General features: G+C 31.7%; 17 protein-coding genes and 2 tRNA genes. 8 read left to right on the forward strand and 11 right to left on the reverse strand.

Annotated features, from left to right (window positions below):
* Nucleotides 1-53 precede the first annotated feature (53 nt).
* The 3 genes from N508_RS05115 to N508_RS05125 are packed head-to-tail and all read right to left on the reverse strand — an operon-like array spanning nucleotide 54 to nucleotide 1,652.
* Nucleotides 54-428: a NifB/NifX family molybdenum-iron cluster-binding protein gene (locus tag N508_RS05115; RefSeq protein WP_023275329.1), complete on the reverse strand. Its 375-nt coding sequence runs from the start codon at nucleotides 426-428 to the stop codon at nucleotides 54-56.
* Between the two features lie 12 nt (nucleotides 429-440).
* Nucleotides 441-1,268, reverse strand: coding sequence for a P-loop NTPase (locus N508_RS05120; RefSeq protein ID WP_023275330.1), 828 nt, complete (start codon nucleotides 1,266-1,268; stop codon nucleotides 441-443).
* 33 nt (nucleotides 1,269-1,301) lie between these two features.
* Nucleotides 1,302-1,652 carry a DUF134 domain-containing protein gene (locus N508_RS05125; protein ID WP_023275331.1) on the reverse strand — a complete coding sequence of 117 codons (351 nt, stop codon included), beginning with the start codon at nucleotides 1,650-1,652 and terminating at the stop codon, nucleotides 1,302-1,304.
* Between the two features lie 324 nt (nucleotides 1,653-1,976).
* Between N508_RS05125 and N508_RS05130 the strand changes: the two genes are divergently transcribed.
* Entirely contained in the window at nucleotides 1,977-3,845 is a 1,869-nt protein-coding gene (locus N508_RS05130; RefSeq protein WP_023275332.1) for a rhamnan synthesis F family protein, read from the forward strand.
* A gap of 320 nt (nucleotides 3,846-4,165) precedes the next feature.
* Here the strand turns inward: N508_RS05130 and N508_RS05135 are convergent.
* The 3 genes from N508_RS05135 to N508_RS05145 form a co-directional block, all read right to left on the reverse strand.
* A tRNA-Met gene (locus N508_RS05135) sits at nucleotides 4,166-4,239 on the reverse strand.
* Between the two features lie 8 nt (nucleotides 4,240-4,247).
* A tRNA-Met gene (locus tag N508_RS05140) sits at nucleotides 4,248-4,321 on the reverse strand.
* A gap of 99 nt (nucleotides 4,322-4,420) precedes the next feature.
* Nucleotides 4,421-4,849: a PaaI family thioesterase gene (locus tag N508_RS05145; protein ID WP_023275333.1), complete on the reverse strand. Its 429-nt coding sequence runs from the start codon at nucleotides 4,847-4,849 to the stop codon at nucleotides 4,421-4,423.
* A gap of 250 nt (nucleotides 4,850-5,099) precedes the next feature.
* Between N508_RS05145 and N508_RS05150 the strand changes: the two genes are divergently transcribed.
* From N508_RS05150 to secF, 7 genes are all read left to right on the forward strand, one after another.
* Nucleotides 5,100-5,870, forward strand: coding sequence for an MBL fold metallo-hydrolase (locus tag N508_RS05150; RefSeq protein ID WP_023275334.1), 771 nt, complete (start codon nucleotides 5,100-5,102; stop codon nucleotides 5,868-5,870).
* A gap of 232 nt (nucleotides 5,871-6,102) precedes the next feature.
* On the forward strand, nucleotides 6,103-7,647 hold the full coding sequence (gene nhaB, locus N508_RS05155) for a sodium/proton antiporter NhaB (RefSeq protein WP_023275335.1): 1,545 nt from the start codon (nucleotides 6,103-6,105) through the stop codon (nucleotides 7,645-7,647).
* A gap of 54 nt (nucleotides 7,648-7,701) precedes the next feature.
* Nucleotides 7,702-8,451 (forward strand): suppressor of fused domain protein, encoded by a 750-nt coding sequence (locus tag N508_RS05160; protein ID WP_023275336.1) that lies wholly within the window; start codon nucleotides 7,702-7,704, stop codon nucleotides 8,449-8,451.
* A gap of 119 nt (nucleotides 8,452-8,570) precedes the next feature.
* Nucleotides 8,571-9,683, forward strand: coding sequence for a tRNA guanosine(34) transglycosylase Tgt (tgt, locus tag N508_RS05165; RefSeq protein ID WP_023275337.1), 1,113 nt, complete (start codon nucleotides 8,571-8,573; stop codon nucleotides 9,681-9,683).
* A 28-nt stretch (nucleotides 9,684-9,711) separates the two neighbouring features.
* On the forward strand, nucleotides 9,712-10,074 hold the full coding sequence (gene yajC / locus N508_RS05170) for a preprotein translocase subunit YajC (protein ID WP_023275338.1): 363 nt from the start codon (nucleotides 9,712-9,714) through the stop codon (nucleotides 10,072-10,074).
* Nucleotides 10,075-10,077: 3 nt separating this feature from the next.
* Nucleotides 10,078-11,637 carry a protein translocase subunit SecD gene (secD, locus tag N508_RS05175; RefSeq protein ID WP_023275339.1) on the forward strand — a complete coding sequence of 520 codons (1,560 nt, stop codon included), beginning with the start codon at nucleotides 10,078-10,080 and terminating at the stop codon, nucleotides 11,635-11,637.
* Nucleotides 11,638-11,650: 13 nt separating this feature from the next.
* A complete protein-coding gene (gene secF, locus N508_RS05180) occupies nucleotides 11,651-12,568 on the forward strand; it encodes a protein translocase subunit SecF (protein WP_023275340.1) in 918 nt (305 codons plus the stop codon).
* Between the two features lie 191 nt (nucleotides 12,569-12,759).
* Here secF and pseI read toward each other — a convergent pair whose 3' ends face one another.
* The 5 genes from pseI to N508_RS05205 form a co-directional block, all read right to left on the reverse strand.
* Complete coding sequence (gene pseI / locus N508_RS05185) at nucleotides 12,760-13,806, reverse strand: pseudaminic acid synthase (protein WP_023275341.1); 1,047 nt, start codon at nucleotides 13,804-13,806, stop codon at nucleotides 12,760-12,762.
* 1 nt (nucleotide 13,807) lies between these two features.
* Nucleotides 13,808-14,539 carry a cytidylyltransferase domain-containing protein gene (locus N508_RS05190; RefSeq protein ID WP_023275342.1) on the reverse strand — a complete coding sequence of 244 codons (732 nt, stop codon included), beginning with the start codon at nucleotides 14,537-14,539 and terminating at the stop codon, nucleotides 13,808-13,810.
* Between the two features lie 71 nt (nucleotides 14,540-14,610).
* Nucleotides 14,611-15,282, reverse strand: a complete 672-nt coding sequence (locus N508_RS05195; RefSeq protein ID WP_023275343.1) for a class I SAM-dependent methyltransferase — start codon at nucleotides 15,280-15,282, stop codon at nucleotides 14,611-14,613.
* Nucleotides 15,275-16,432, reverse strand: coding sequence for an ATP-grasp domain-containing protein (locus N508_RS05200; RefSeq protein WP_023275344.1), 1,158 nt, complete (start codon nucleotides 16,430-16,432; stop codon nucleotides 15,275-15,277). Before N508_RS05200 ends, N508_RS05195 begins: the two co-directional genes overlap by 8 nt.
* Nucleotides 16,433-17,671, reverse strand: coding sequence for a dicarboxylate/amino acid:cation symporter (locus tag N508_RS05205; protein ID WP_051350759.1), 1,239 nt, complete (start codon nucleotides 17,669-17,671; stop codon nucleotides 16,433-16,435).
* Between the last annotated feature and the right edge of the window lie 75 nt (nucleotides 17,672-17,746).

Below are 17,746 nucleotides of genomic sequence, written 5' to 3' on the forward strand. Positions count from 1 at the left end.
AAAAAATCCCCTTTTTCATAAAAAGGGGACAGCATTTATTTAAATATTAATAATTAATGACCGCAGCTGCCGTGATGAGAGCAGCTGTTACTTCCACCATGATGAGAACATACTGAACTGCTTGATACAAGCTCTCCTTTTATAAATAATAATACTGCTTCATCTGGGTTTCCTGCAACACCTGTAACTACCTGCATATCCCTTGCATTGCAGCCATTTACAGCTCCAGCACCCATGCCGCCTGCAATAACGACATTTGCACCATGAGATGCTATAAAATCAGGCAGAATACCATGACCTGCACCGGGGCTTTGAATATTTTCTGATGATATTATTTTACCATCCTGAACTTCATAAAATGAAAAAGAAGGACTATGACCAAAATGGCCGCAAACCATGCCATTTTCTACAGCAACCGCTATTTTCATAAAACACCTCATCTATTTTGCAATAATGCTTTCTAAAATACTGTTTAAATTATCAATATCCACATATTCCACTTTACCAGCATCTACAAGCGAAGCTATTTTTGGGTCTACTGGTATTTTTGCAACAAGTGAAACATTGTGCTTTTTGGCGATTTTTTCTATATTGCTTTCGCCAAATATTTTTATCTCACTGCCACAGTCTGGGCATTTTAAATAGCTCATATTTTCCACAAGAGCTAATACTGGTATATCCATCATAGAAGCCATATTAACTGCTTTTTCTACTATCATACCAACAAGCTCCTGTGGTGACGATACTATAATAATACCATCAACTGGAATAGACTGAAATACTGTTAATGGCACATCACCAGTTCCGGGCGGCATATCTATAAACATTATATCTACATTTTTCCAAATAACATCAGTCCAAAACTGTTTAACAACGCCAGCTATAACTGGACCTCTCCATATTACAGGGTCAGTTTCGTTTTCTGAAATTAAGTTAAGAGACATAATCTGTGTGCCTTTTTTAGAAAGCGATGGCATCATTCCCTGCGGGCTTACCCTTGCCCTTTCATTAATTCCAAATGATTTTGGAATAGATGGTCCTGTAATATCTGCATCTAAAATAGCAGTATTTAAACCTTTACGCTGAGCCATTACAGCCATTAATGATGTTACTAAACTTTTACCAACGCCGCCTTTACCGCTGACAACCCCTATTACTTTTTTTACACAGCTGAATTCATTAAGCTTTTCAAACAAACTTTCTGCACTTCTATCACCGCAGTCCTCTCCACATCCGCTGCAATTATGTGAACAACTATCGCTACCCATATCCTAGCTCCTTATAATAATTTATAGTTATATTTATTTGAAAAATATACTGTTACAACCACAAAAACTGCATGGCAGTTCCTTTTTATCACATATAGTATAATCACCGCCATTAATCTCAAGCGGCAGCCCTAACACTAACGCATCTGCAATTTTTTTACGGGCATTGTTATAGACCTGCTGCACTGTTGTGCGGGCAACATTCATATATTTACTGCACTCGCTTTGCGAAAGACCTTCCCTGTCTATAAGCCTGATTGTTTCATATTCATCTATAGTCATAACTATAACTTCCATGCTTAAACCATCTTCATAAGATGATGGAGCAAACATATTCACAACAGGCATACAGCATACTTTACGGCATTTTTTAGGACGCGGCATATAACAACCTCATTTTATTATGCTACATAAGACTTCCGCTTTTTTCCTATACTACTCTGTTTTTAGAAAATTGCAAACATTATTTTTGACATATGCCATAAACTTTTTAATTTAAACATAATATATTATTAATTCTTTAGTTATTTTTTTATAAAATAAAGCCTGATATTTAATATTCTGTTTAAAATTTACTGCATTTTTTATATCGCATATAATTTCAAGGCTAAAATACTTATCAATGTAAAATATCATTGAAAATTAATTAATTGTATGCAATAATTAAGTGTAGTTTAATAAAAAAAAGTATTCTATCATTATGGTATTATGTATAAAAGATATTATGATTTAATAAAAAAATTTTTCTTTTCACTTAAATATACTGGCATTAAAGCTACTTATAAAAAGGTTGATATTTTCATTAAAAATATCATTGCAGGTAAACAGCTGAGTAAGTATTCCTTTGACTGCTTTTATCAGGCAAAGTATATTCCATCAAATACTACTAATACTGATATTAAGCCTATCGCCTTTTATAGTGTTGCTCAAACAGATATAGCATTACTTGCTGCTAGAAAACCACTTTATTTAAACCATTACTCTCCAAGAATTCCACTTGTATACAGCAACAATGCAAGTGAAAGAATAAACTACCATATAAAGCTTGCAAAAGAATACCAGATATATGCTTTCTGCTATGAAGTAAATGATACAAATAAATATAAAAATTTTATCAGTGCATTAAACCTGTGCGATAAAACACACCCTTTCTGCTTAAGCCTTGATGCATGCCTTACTGCTGATGATATAAATACGGTATTAAATATTACTGATTTTTCTAAAATGATAAAACTTGATGAAAAGTATATTATAATTTTAGATATACGCAGACTGAAAAACTATAAAGATATTGACAGCTTCATAAATTCAGCATTCAGTATTATATCACACAATATTAAAGATTTTCAAATATGGTGCAGAATACTTCACACTGCTGATATAAATCATGATAAAATATCACGATATATATATTCTGCTGATACTGATAAAATGCCGTCAATTTCTGCAAACAGTGTTTCATATATTAATAAAAAAATACAGCACTATTTATACAGCTATGATTTTTTAGCACATTTTTTCTGCCACCACATCATAAAATCAGATAAACCATTTTATAAAACTATTATCAACGGTAAAGATACTCTTTATAAAAATGAGCTGTCTGTTTATAAATACAGCCTTGAAATTTTTTATAACTGGATAAAAACAGAATGCAGCTTTTTACGAGATAATTTTAAGGAAAATGAAAGATTTTTATTTATAGATTCTTTTAATAACTGGGATGAATACAGCCATACTGCACCAGAGAAAAAAACTGGCTATGCTTATTTAAATACAATGTATAGAGCTGTATTTAATAAAAAAATATACGGCAAAAAACTTTCATCATACTCTCAAGCTATGCCAGAAGAAATGTGCAGTAAAGCTCAAATATGCCTGCAAATACATATTTTTTATCTTGATTTACTTGAAAATATTGTTACAGAAATAAATAAAATTCCTTATGCTTTTGACTGCTACATATCTACTGACAGCACTGATAAGGCAGAATATATTAGAAACTACTTTAAAAGCCATTCTAATGCTGTAAATGTTATAGTGGAAATTTATGATAATAAAGGCAGAGATGTTTATCCTTTAATTGCTCAAATGAGTAAATATGTTACAAAATATAAATTTATATGCCACATGCATACTAAAAAATCTAAAATAGATATTTTTGGAGATAACTGGCGGGAGTATCTTTTCGGCTCTCTTTTTGGCTCAAAAGAAAACATAGAAAATATCTTAAAAAATCTTGAAATGAATAAAGGGCTGGGGATAGTTTTCCCAAAACCATTTCAAAATCTGGAAAATGCTATCCACTGGGGTTTAAATAAAGAGCTGGCAGAAAATGTGCTGCAAAAGCTGGATATTGATATAAAACTGCCTGTAAATAATATTGTCTTTCCAGTAGGCAATATGTTCTGGGCAAGAGTAGATGCAGTGCTGCCTATTTTTACAAACACACTGGCAAACAACTTCCCTAACGAAAAAGGACAGGCAGATGGAACAATAGCTCATGCCATAGAAAGACTATGGGTTTATACAGCTGAATATAATGGATATACATTCAGCTATTGTGGTGAAAAATAAGCCTGTTTTACTTTCTGACAGCTTTCTATTTCACTTTTCAACATCATTCTATTTTACTTTTTGACATTAATATATTATACTTTTCAAATTAAGTTCACTTTATTTTTGAAACAAGCAGTCATTTTGAGCCTTAATTTATAAGACGAAAAAGCTAAATTATATATATTAAAGCAGCATATAATATATTTAAATTGTATACTTTTTAGATACTTCACCTTTTAGGTTCAGCATAACTAAGGTTAATAAAGGACAAATAAGAATAAGTATATTTAAAAAATGATAAGTCTTGATATAAATAATTAAAAAGCAGTGTAAAAAAGTGGCGGTTCAGGGAATTGAACCCCGGACACTGCGGATATGAGCCGCATGCTCTAACCACCTGAGCTAAACCGCCATAGAAAGTTGCGGGAGCCGGATTTGAACCGACGGCCTCCGGGTTATGAGCCCGACGAGCTACCAAGCTGCTCTATCCCGCGTCATTCAAGGATAAGTTATATAACCTATATATTTTTTTTTGTCAATAACTTTTTTTATTTTTTTAAAAAATAATTTTTATCTTACTAATAATAAATGATTTATTTTTCTTCTTCAACTGGTGGGTATGGCTTATCTTTTCTATACATTGTAGCTTGAGCTATGGCTATAAGGCTTTGGTCGCCATCATATACTTTAACTTCATAAGTGCCTAATTTCCTAGTTTTGCTAAGCTCTCTTGCTTCTGCTGTTAATGGACCTTTTGTTCCCGCCTTAATATAAGATATATTTGCTGCCGCTGTTACTGCAAATGTGCCATAAGCAGTTGCTGCTGCACCTAATGTAGTATCAACTATTGCAAATATTGCCCCACCATGAGTTATACCCATACTGTTTTTATGCTGCGATTTAAGCTCCATAATAGTTTTAGCATAGCCCTTATCTATATCAAGTATTTTTATATTCATTGCCTTTGCAAAAGCATTGTGTGTAGAGTGGTATTCTTTAATATGTTTTAACTCTTCTGTCATAACTCACCTTTAAAGATTTATGTAATACATTAATTAGAATATAAAATAACTTATAAATTCAATATATAACTTAAATAAAACCAAAAATTCTACATTGTTTTATATAAAGTAAAAAAAATAAGTTTTATGCAAAAACAGCTGTTCCTTATATAAAATTAAGAGAAAAAATATCTTATTTCTAAATAACTTATAAAAATATACATATATTATGCCGAAAATACTTGTGTTTTACATTAAGTTACAATAATATATGGTAATGAATTTTAATGTAATAGCATCAGGCAGTTCTGGTAACTGCTATTGTATAGAAAATAATGGATATTTTATATTTGTAGATGCAGGAGCAACATTAACATCTATTAGAAAAGGGTTGGAAAATAGAAAGCCTGATAAAGAAAAGGGAGCAAGCCTTTTTATTACTCATGAGCATACCGACCATATTTCAGGTGTTCTGCCATTAATATCATGCTATAACCCTAAAATATATACATCAAAGGGCACAGCAGCAGTTTTAGCAGAAAAAGGAGTAAACACTGAAATAATTTACACGATAGATGCTAATATTACTTATGAATTTGCAGATTTTACTGTTATGCCATTTAAAACTATGCATGATGCCTGTGAACCTTTTGGCTTTAAATTTGGATTTGGTGATAATGTTTTATCTATCGCCACAGATTTTGGCATAGTTACTGATGAACTATTTAAAGCTATAGAAAATACCCAAGTATTAACAGTAGAATCAAACTATGAAGATGATTTGCTGAAAAAGAACCGCAAGTATCCAGAATATTTAAAAAGACGGATACTTTCAAAAAAAGGTCACCTTTCCAACAAGGATGCTTTTTATCTTATAGGCGAACTAAGTAAAAGCGGATTAAAACGCTGCTTTTTAGGGCATGTTTCTGAAAATAACAATAATTATGATATTTTAGAAAAATATGCAGACGCATGCTTGAATGTTTATAATGTAGAAGCATCTGTATTAAAACAAAAAACAAGAGCAGTTTTTAATATATAACATTTGAAAGGTGCTATATATCTTTCAAGTCTTATAGTATAGAGCATATTGATATGTTTAAAATAGTTTTGGAGCTATTGAGTTTACTTCTGTATTTGCTCTTAATTTAGAAAAAATAATATAATATGTTAAAAAATTTCGCTTATATTCTATGCAGTTATTTATATTAACAATATTCATATACTGCTTTCGCTTAGGAATATAGTATGATATAATTTTTGGAGGAAAACACATGAAAGAAATGGGCTATGGAGCATCATTTGTAAAAAACTTTTTGGGGAATACTCCAGCATGGTATAAACTTTCCATACTGGCGTTTTTAATTATCAACCCAATACTTTTTTTGTTTGTAAGTAAAACACTTGCAGGCTGGGTATTAATTGCAGAGTTTATCTACACTCTTGCTCTTGCATTAAAATGTTATCCACTGCCATCAGGCGGTCTTTTGGCTATTGAAGCATTAATTTTAGGTATGACAAGCCCTTCTACACTTTTACATGAAGTAGAAGCAAATTTATCTGTTATACTTTTATTAATGTTTATGGTAGCAGGCATCTATTTTATGAAAGATTTTCTTTTATTTATATTTTCAAGACTGCTTGTAAAAGTAAAATCAAAACTGGCACTTTCTTTAATATTCTCTATTTTAGGAGCATTTCTTTCTGCCTTTTTAGATGCATTAACAGTAACAGCTGTTATTATTGCAGTAGCTTATGGTTTTTATGGTATATATCACAGATATTCGTCAAAATCAGGTGCTCAGGGCAGCCTGTCAGATGACAGCAGTATTCCAGAAGAAAGTAAACAGGATTTAGAGCAGTTCAGGGGCTTTTTAAGAAACCTTATGATGCATGGTGCTGTAGGAACTGCATTAGGTGGTGCTATGACTCAGGTTGGCGAGCCGCAAAACTTAATTATTGCAGCAGCTGCCGGCTGGAACTTCGTAGACTTTTTTATCCATTGTGCACATGTTTCTATACCTGTTTTTATTGCCGGTCTTTTAACAGTAGTGCTTGTTGAACTTACTCACTTTTTAGGCTATGGATATAAACTGCCATCAAATGTTCGTAAAATTTTAGAAGCAGATGTAGAAGAAAATGCAGCTAAAATGACAAAAAATACTAAAATGCGTTATATTGTGCAGGCGACTGTTGGGATAATATTAATTATTTCTCTTGCACTGCATATTGCAGAAGTTGGTTTTATCGGGTTAATGGTTATTATCCTTTTAACTGCATTTAATGGTGTTACAGATGAGCACCATTTTGGACATGCTTTTACAGAAGCACTGCCATTTACAGCATTACTGGTTGTATTTTTTGCAATAGTTGGTGTTATTCAGGATTTAAAACTATTTAAACCTATTATAGATATTGTTCTTAACATGCAGGGTAATGACCAGCTTGTGGCATTTTTTGCAGCAAACGGCGTGCTTTCAGCTATCAGTGATAATGTATTTGTTGCAACAGTATATATGAGTGAAGTGAAAACTCACTTTTTAGGCGCAGGAGCAAGAAGTGCAGCTGACATTTCTGCTGCTATTGCTAATCTTGATGAATCCACTCGTCAGCAGTATTATAATATTGCAGTTGCTATCAATATGGGAACAAATATTCCATCAGTTGCTACACCAAACGGACAGGCTGCATTTTTATTCTTATTAACTTCATCTCTTGCTCCATTAATAAGGCTTTCATATTTTGAAATGATGAAATTAGCGGCACCTTATGCGGTAATTATGACAGTAACAGGTTTAGTTGCCACAGCATTTTTATAAAATTTATATTCTGCCCCTGCATTAAAGTGGGGCAGAATTTTTTAAGGAATATCAATGGTATTTGGCAGGTATAAAAAACCAGTAAATATTAAAAACAGGCAAAACAAAGAAAATAAAAATCAAAATAAATCACAAAATATTTCTGCAGGAAGGCTTACTCCACTTTCATTTGAATATTCAAAAGATGTAGATGACCATTTAAATTATATTTTTCCAAGCCGTAAAACTGGTCTGCATATTGACCCAAATGGAGCAAAATATCAGATAGACATAAATATTATGTATCCATCAGATGATGAAGAATATTATGTTATTTATACATCAGGCATGAGCAGTGAAGATATGCTTTTACCAGAGAGTATTGAAAAAGAATATCCTGAATTTAAGCGTGCAGAACTTTTTATGCTGCTTCCAAAAAACTGGGATATAGATAATATGGTATCTCCCATACCAAAGCATAATGCTTACTGGCCTATGCAGCTTTTAAGAATGATGGCAAGGTATCACTATGAATTTTTTACATGGATTGGTCCGGGCTATACAATAGAGTATGAATCATTTGCAAATAATACAAAATTAAGTGCAGCTATGGTGCTTTCATTAGGTGATGATATATCTGTTATAAAAACAAGAGATAATAAACTAATATCACTATATTTAGTGCTGCCGCTTTATAAAGAAGAAGTAAAATATAAAATGCAGCATGGCTATGATGCTTTTGTAGATAAGTTTGCAGAATATTTCCCTGCAAATGATGGAAAAGAATGGATAGTAGATATAAACAGGAAAAATATAGGGTTATAAAAATCTTAAAAAGGTTATTTTTCAAAAAAATATGCAAAAATAATTATTTTCTCTTTATATTTTCATAAAAATTATTTATAAATATAATTTCATGGATTATATGGAGTGAACTATTTATAATGTTTTCTTTTGACATAGAATATAAAGACAGTGAAACAAGTGCCAGAGCAGGCAGAATTAAAACTCCTCATGGGGAGATAGAAACACCTATATTTATGCCTGTTGGCACAGTCGGTTCTGTAAAGGCATTATCCCCTGAAGATTTAAATAATGCAGGGGCACAAATAATATTAGGCAATACATATCACTTATATCTGCGTCCCGGAACAGAAGTATTAAAACATTTTGGCGGACTTGCCGCATTTTCTTCATGGAATAAGCCTACATTAACAGACAGCGGCGGATTTCAGGTATTTTCTCTTGCAGAGCTTAATAAAATAACAGAAGACGGTGTCAGCTTTAAATCACACCTTGACGGCTCATCATTATACTTAAACCCTGAAAAATCTATTGAGATACAGGAAGCTATTGGCAGTGATATAATTATGTCATTTGATGAATGTATCCCATATCCTGCAACTTATGAATATGTTAAAAATTCAGTAGACAGGACAGCCAGATGGGCTCTCCGTGGCAAGAATGCTAAAAAAAGAGATGAACAGGCTTTGTTTGGTATTGTGCAGGGCGGTATTTATGAAGATATGCGTAAACGATCAGCAGAGCAGCTCACATCTATTGGGTTTGACGGCTACTCTATTGGCGGGTTAAGTGTAGGTGAAGAAATATCTACAATGTATGAAATATGCGGATATACTGCATCTCTTCTGCCGCAGGATAAACCACGGTATCTTATGGGAGTTGGCACACCTGAAGATATACTTACATGTATTGGCTTAGGTGTTGATATGTTTGACTGTGTTATGCCTACAAGAAATGCTAGAAACGGCACACTTTTTACAAGCAGTGGCAAGTTTTCTATTAAAAGGGCAGATTTAGCTTTCAGCGACGAAAAGATAGATGAAAACTGCAGCTGCTATACATGCCGTAACTTTTCTCGCGGTTATTTAAGGCATTTATATAAAGCTGGTGAAATACTTGCTCTCAGGCTTAACAGTATACACAATATTTCTTTTTATTTATCCATTGTAAAAAACAGCAGAAATGCTGTAAAAGAAGGTAAATTTAAATCATTTCAACAGGAAATGCTTTATAGATTAAAAAATAATAATTAAATAATTTATAATACTTGGAGGTATTAATATGTTTTTTGAAACTGCAGCTTATGCACAGGCAGCAGCAGGTGCTGCACCACAAACAGCCATGGGCAGCTTAATGAGCTTTATGCCGATTATATTAATGGTTGTGATTTTTTATTTTTTACTTATCCGTCCACAGCAAAAAAGGCAGAAACAGCATGCTGTTATGCTTGATGCATTAAAAGCAGGTGACACTGTTCTTACTAATGCAGGGATGATTGGCACAATTTATTCCATTGACGGTAATGTTATGGTAATTGATTTAGGCAGCACAAAAGTTCGTATGTTTAAAACAGCTATTGCTGATAAACTTGACCCAGCAACATATAACACTGTTACAGATACTGCTGTTAAGGAGAATAAATAGATTATGGGAATTACTTCTCGCTGGGTATTAATTGTTCTTGTTCTTGCCTGGGCAGTTTATGCAATATACCCAATATCTGAAAAAATTAATTTAGGTCTTGACCTGCAGGGTGGTATGCACATTGTTTTAGAAGTGGATACAGATAAAGCTATTGAAGGCAAGATTGATAATGCTGCTGCCCAAATCCGCAAAGATTTAGAAAGCGAGCAGTTAGACTATACATTTGTTAGAAAGCAGAATGTTTATAATGTGGCAGTTGGCTTATCTGATGCAAAAGACAGGCAGAAAGTTGTTGATACAATAGATAAAAACTATCCTTATCTTACACAGGTCAGCTTAGATGATAATGAAAAATCAATACTTTTTGGTATGAAAAATGCAGATGAAAACCGCTGGAGACAAGATGCTGTTGACCAGTCTATTGAAGTATTAAGAAACAGGATAGATGAATTTGGTGTTGCTGAACCTTTAATACAAAAACAAGGCAGTAATAAAATTGTTGTTCAGCTTCCCGGTTTAGAAGACCCAGATGAAGCACTTAATCTAATAGGTAAAACTGCAGTTCTTTCATTCCACCTTGTAGATGAAAATGTTACTGCAGAAGCAATTAAAGCAGGGTTGCAGGCTCAGCCTATTGATGTGGCACTGCTTCCATATAAAATGACAGACCCAGTTACTGGTGGAACAATGCCTTCTACTGTTATGATGGCAGTCAAAAAAGAACCAGTATTGACAGGCAGCTATTTAATGGATGCAGAAGTAATGGTATCTCCACAGGATAACAGACCTTATGTTGCTATTAAGTTTGACCCAACAGGTGCTAAACTTTTTGAAGAAATCACTAAAAATAACCTGCAAAGAAATCTTGCTATTGTTCTTGACGGCACAATTTATTCTGCCCCAACAATACAGACTGTTATTTCAGGCGGTGAAGCAAGTATTTCAGGCAGCTTTACTTTTAAAGAAGCAAATAATCTGGCTATCGTTTTAAAAGCCGGCTCACTTCCTGCCCCTGTTACTGTTGCAGAAAACAGAACAGTTGGTGCATCTCTTGGTGATGACTCTATTAAAAGTGGTGTAACAGCAAGTATTACAGGCTTTATATTAATAGTGCTTTTTATTGGCATATACTACCGTTTAAGTGGTATAAATGCAGATATTGCTCTTGTATTAAACCTTTTATTAATTTTAGCTGTTCTTGCTCAGTTTAAAGCTACATTAACACTTCCCGGTATTGCTGGTATAATGCTTACTCTTGGTATGGCAGTAGATGCAAATGTTCTTATATTTGAGCGGATAAGAGAGGAGTTGAGAAAAGGCAGAACTGTTATTAATGCCATAGATATAGGCTACTCAAAAGCGTTATCTGCAATTATTGACTCTAACTTAACATCATTAATCGCAGCAGTTGTATTATTCCAGTTTGGAACAGGTCCTATTAAAGGCTTTGCAATTACATTAAGTATTGGTCTTATAGCTTCTATGTTTACTGCAATATTTGTAACAAGAACTATATTTATGTCATTTATGTATAAACGCACTATAAAGCATTTGAGTATATAGGGAGAGACTTGATATGTTTGAATTAATTAAAACAGAAACAAAGATAGATTTTATTGGCAAATCTAAAATATATTTTACAGTCTCTATTATACTCTGCATTATAGGGCTTGCATTTATATTTGGCAAAGGCTTTAACTATGGTGTAGATTTTTCAGGTGGCACAAGTGTGCAGGTAACATTTGAAAGGGCAGTAGATATTGATAAAATGAGAACTACACTTACTCAGGATATTGGTGCAAGTGTAAGCATACAAACATTAGGTTCAGACAGCTCATTCAGAATTAAAGTAGACCAGGGAGCAGGTGGGGAAGATTTGAAAAAGATTTCAGATACTATCAGCAATTCTTTGGAAACAAAATTCTCTGAAGGGGGCAAAGTTGTAATAGACAGTATTGAGCAGGTAGGTCCACAGGTTGGTAAAGATTTAAAAAGACAGGCTCTTTTAGCAGTGCTTTATGCAGTTATAGGTATATTAATATATGTTGCTATCAGGTTTGAATTAATGTCTGCAACAAGCTCTATTATAGCTTTAACACATGATATTATACTTACACTTGGTATTATTGTTGCAGCAAATGTTACTTTTGATTTAACAGTTTTAGCAGCTCTTCTAACAGTTGTTGGTTACTCATTAAACGATAAAATAGTTATTTTTGACAGAATTAGAGAAAGGTCAAGAATGGATGAACATAAACCATTGATGGAAAGTATAAATATTAGTATTAATGAAACACTTTCAAGAACAATATTAACATCTACTTCTACACTGCTTGCAGTAATAAGTTTGGCAGTTTTTGGCGGCGAAGTTATTAAAGGTTTTGCTGTTGTTATGATAGCAGGTATTATAATTGGCACTTATTCATCAATAGGTATTGCAAGCTCACTTGTGTATAATATTAAAATGATAAAAGGTAAAAAAACAGTTAAATAAATATATTGCCTGCTTTTTAAGCAGGCTTTATTCATGTATTAAATCAAATACAATGCATAAGTCAAAAATAAACTTTTATATATTTTACATATATATTTTACATATAATTAATGTAATACATACAATTCAGACGGCTCATCCTGAGCCAAAGGCGAAGTATCTAAAAACTAAAAAATTACCATATATAATAATTAATCATCATTCCAATTTATCATATAATCTTGCAACGGCTCTGCATAATCTATATCGCATGCTGCTTTTTTACCTATGATTTCTTTATAATATTTTGTGGATATTCCATATCCCGGTCTTACACTTTTGATATTATCTTCCGTAAAATACTCACCTTTTTTTATGCTTTTTGAAGTGAATAAAGACCTTCTATCCATTAATTGATTTTTCTGACTAAGTGATAAAGTATAGTTTATACATCCATAAGCTAGTTCAATTTCTCGTATCATTTTAACCATTGAATGAAATTCATCAGGTGTCATGCTGAATCCTGCATCAACTGTATTATCATTTTTATCAAGCACAACATGTTTTTCAATCACTCTTGCACCAAGGCAGAATGCACCAACAGCAACACTGTATCCTAATGTGTGGTCTGATATGCCTGCTTCTACTTGAAATCTTTCTTTAATATCCTTTATCATTATTATATTTGCATCACTTATGGAAGCAGGATATGATGAAGTGCATTTTAATAAACATATTTGATTATTTCCTGCATATCTTATAGTATTAACTGCATCCCATATTTCATGTTCTTCTGATAAACCTAAAGATAATAATATAGGCTTTTGTTTCTTAGCAATATGTTCTATTAAATATAAATCATTAATTTCAAAAGATGATATTTTATAGCATGGAATGCCTAATTCTTCTAAATAATCGGCAGATGTAATATCAAATGGAGTAGAAAAAAATTCCAGTCCTAAACTTTCTGCATAATCTTTTAACTCTTTATGCCAGCTCCATGGTGTATATGCTTCAGAATAAAGCTGATAAAGTGTTTTACCTGCCCATAACCCATTTATATTAGTATGAAAATAACTTTTATTAGAGTTTAATGTAATTGTATCAGGTGTATATGTTTGAAGTTTGACAGCATCTGCAGAAGCATCTGCCGCTGCTTTAATAAGTTTATAAGCCTTGTTAATATCACCACCATGATTTCCACTTAATTCTGCTACAATGAAAGCTTTTTTATTAGTGTCTACTTTACCTATAACCATATCATACTTCTCTTTGTTTAACATTTATATTAATTTTATTTATTTCATCATGTTTTAATAAAAATTTTATTACACTTTTTGTATCTATTATACTATTTTCTTTATAAAACTTATTATAAAGCACAGATGTCAGCTGGAAATCAGATTTTTCATCAACACATAGTCTTATATTTTTGCTTTTATATATTTCTTCAATCTTTGGGGAAAGTATTTTATACTCATTTTCATGATTATACATATATAATGTAACATGTTCTTTTTCTGAATCAGTTAAATCTTTGCCATGCATATCACATAATGCTTTAAAAGAGAATATTTCGTTATCAAGGCCTCTAATTAATCCGTCTTTACTTCGTGGAGATACACAGTCATGTTTACCCTTTAAAAATATATCTATATTTTTTTCAATAATAGATGGCTCAATAAATGGACAATCTGCTGTTATTCTAGTAATTATATCAGCATTATATTTTAGAGCACATTGAAAAAACCTTTCTAATACATTATTTTCATCACCTCTGAAACATAAAATATTATTAGCAGAACAAAATGAGAATATTGCATCATCTAATGGATTAATTGATGTGGCTACAACTATATCATCAATATTTTTAACATAGTGTAATCTGTTATATATATGATAAAGCATAGGCTTATTACACAGATTAAAAAGAACTTTTCCTTTTAATCTGGCAGAACCCATACGAGCTTGTATTATCACAATTTTTTTCATAAATGACCTAATATGCTGAACTATTTTTTATAACTTTATTTTATATCAGCCTGTATATTCTATAATTATCTCTATTTAGTAACCTGCAGCATCCACCAGCTATTATGTTTGTGTAAATTATCTTTATAGTAATCCTCTCTTTCTATATTTTCTATTTTAAAGCCTGTATTTATAAGCAGCTCTTTTGCTTCATCTAAATTAAAAAACGAATAAACTGCATCTTTATATTCATTTTCTAATATAAAAGTATTGTCATCAATTTTTTGACCTGTTTGATAAAGATAATCATAAGTAGTTCTAAAATTTATAAACATTTTGCCATTACTTTTTAATAATTTATTTATTACTAATAAATCATTTGTAATAGATTTTACATCTCTTAAAAAAATAACTCCAAAAATCAATATTACATCAAACTCCATATTAAAATTATATTCTGTAAAGTTGCCACAATATATTTCTTTTAAGTTTTTATAACCTTGTAGATTATTTTTAGCTATATTACATGCATCAGCAATATAGTCTATACCATAAGACTGAAAACCATAATCAAGTAATGCTTTAAGATTTCTTCCACTGCCTGTTCCTATATCCAATGCTTTCATTTCAGATATTACTGCTCTATCTATCTTGCTGTAATTTCTTCCTAAAAACCTTGCTACACTCTCTGCTGGATATAACATAACTGCATTTTCTATTACATTTTTCCAAACTGATTTATTTTGCTCATCCATTTTATTCATTTACTATTCCCCCTGTTAATTCATCTAATATTTTATTATTTTGAATATATAGTTCTTCCAGTGATTGATTTTCTATAATATAAAATCCCCTGTTTAATACATGTGATGTATTTGTAATTTTACCTATATATTGATTTTTTATAATATTATATTCCATGTAGATGATTTTATATTTATTTTGTATATATGAAATATCCAAATCTTTATCTACACACATATTCTCAAATGGTATATACTGTAATAATGTATAGCTGTTTGATTTTGATATTTTTGGGTTTGGTTTATTAAGTAATTGGTTAATATAATAGTCATATATATTAAATCCGCAAGATGATATAATTAATTTTGATGTAATATTAAGACCTGCTGCTCTAGGTGATATATCAATAATATATGCTTCATTATTTTTCAATATAATATCTGCATGAAATACTGCACTATCTATATTCATATTATTAATATATATATTTAATATATTATAAATTGTATTGTAGTCTTGATTAGAAATATTTGCAGGCATTATATAGGCAAGTTCCTGCCTATACGGCTCAGGTGTTATCTGTTTGCTGCGAATATTTAAGAAATGGAATTCCCCCCCCCCGATAACTATGTCGCAGCCATACTCAACACCTTGAATATATTCCTGTATTAAATATTCTCCATAGCTGCCATCATATTTATTATAAACTTCATCAAGTTCATTTTCATTATATACAATTTGGACATCTTTACTGCCAGAACCAAATTGTGGCTTTAAAATGGCAGGAAAAACAATATTATCTTTTTGGTATATCTGCGGAAAGGCAAGACCATTTTTTTCTAAATATTTATTATTTTTTAGTTTATCTGAACATATATCACAGCATGAAAACGAAGGACCTTTAAGCCCAAAATAATCATTTAAATACCCTGCTGTAACAACATTTCTACCAACAGGGCTTGGAAGAACACCACATATATCATATTGTGATAAAATATCTGCAATTTTTTCTTTTTCATGTATACTGATATTGTAAAATAAATCAGGTTTTACTAAACTATAATCACATTCTTTCATATCAAATGCAATTACCTTTAACCCTTTAGACATAGCAGTATTAATTGCAAATGCTTGTTCTTCTCCAGCACCTAGGGAAACAATATATTTCATTTAAGATTCAGTCTCATCTTCTGTAAGATTATGGTCATTCTTATAGATTTTATCAAGAATAACTGCAATAGCACCATCACCAGTAACATTTGTTGCCGTGCCAAAACTATCCATAACAATATATAATGCTATCATTAATGCATTTGTTTCTTGAGAAAAACCAAGAACTGCTGATAATGGTGCAAGAGCTGTCATAATAGCACCACCCGGAACACCCGGAGCCGCAACCATTGCAACTGCTAATGTAAAAATAAATGCAGAATACTGAGAAAATGATATATCCATACCAGTTGTATATATAACTGCTAATGAGCAGGCTACAATTTTAAGCATAGAGCCAGAAAGGTTAATTGTTGCACATAGTGGAACAGCAAAGCTTGCAATAGAGTTTCTAACACCATTTGATAAAGTAGACTCTAGTGTAACAGGAATTGTTGCAGCTGAAGAAGAAGTGCCAAGGGCTGTAATATAAGCAGGCATCATCCTTTTAAGCAGTGTGAGTGGATTTTTATGTGCTACAATACCTGCAATGCTGAAAAATATTAACAATAAGACAGCTGTTAAAATAAATATTAAAATTATAATCTTAATAAACACTGCTAAAACTTTACCAATTTCACCAACATAAGTTATACTCATAAAAATAGTTAAAATATAAAGCGGAAGCAGTGGAATAATAACTGACGAAATAATTTTATTAATAATTATTCTTAAATCATCAACAACATCCATAATTTTTTCTGTTTTTGTAACTGCTAAACCAAAACCTAAAACAAAAGCAAATATTAATGCTGATGTGACAGACATTATTGGCGGCATATCTATTGTAAAATATGCTTGAATACCTTTTGATACATCTGCATCTGGTGATATAAGTGCTGCACCGTCAAGCATAAAAGGATAAAGTAAAGATGCAATACCATAAGTAGAAAAGCCTGAAAAAAGTGTGAAAGCATACGCCAGAACAATAGTAATAAGTAGAAGTTTACCAGCATCTCTGCCAAGATGCCCAATGCCCGGTGCCACAAGCCCTATAATTAAAAGCGGTATGATAAAGCTGAGAAAATTACTAAAAATAGAATTAAAAATCATCAGTATTTTTGCAATAACAACACCGCCTGAAAAAAGGCTTAATATAAGTCCCAGCACAATACCAATAATTATTGCTGTAATTATTTTAATAAGTAATTTTGCCTGAAATTTTACAGGCTTTAAAGTGGATTGATTTTCTAAACTCATGGTATTTTCCATTAATAATTTATTTGCATATAAGCATGCCATAAAATACTAAACTAATAATCATTATTTGTAAAT

Origin of the sequence: Mucispirillum schaedleri ASF457, from assembly GCF_000487995.2 — a bacterium.
Taxonomy (GTDB): Bacteria; Chrysiogenota; Deferribacteres; order Deferribacterales; family Mucispirillaceae; genus Mucispirillum; species Mucispirillum schaedleri.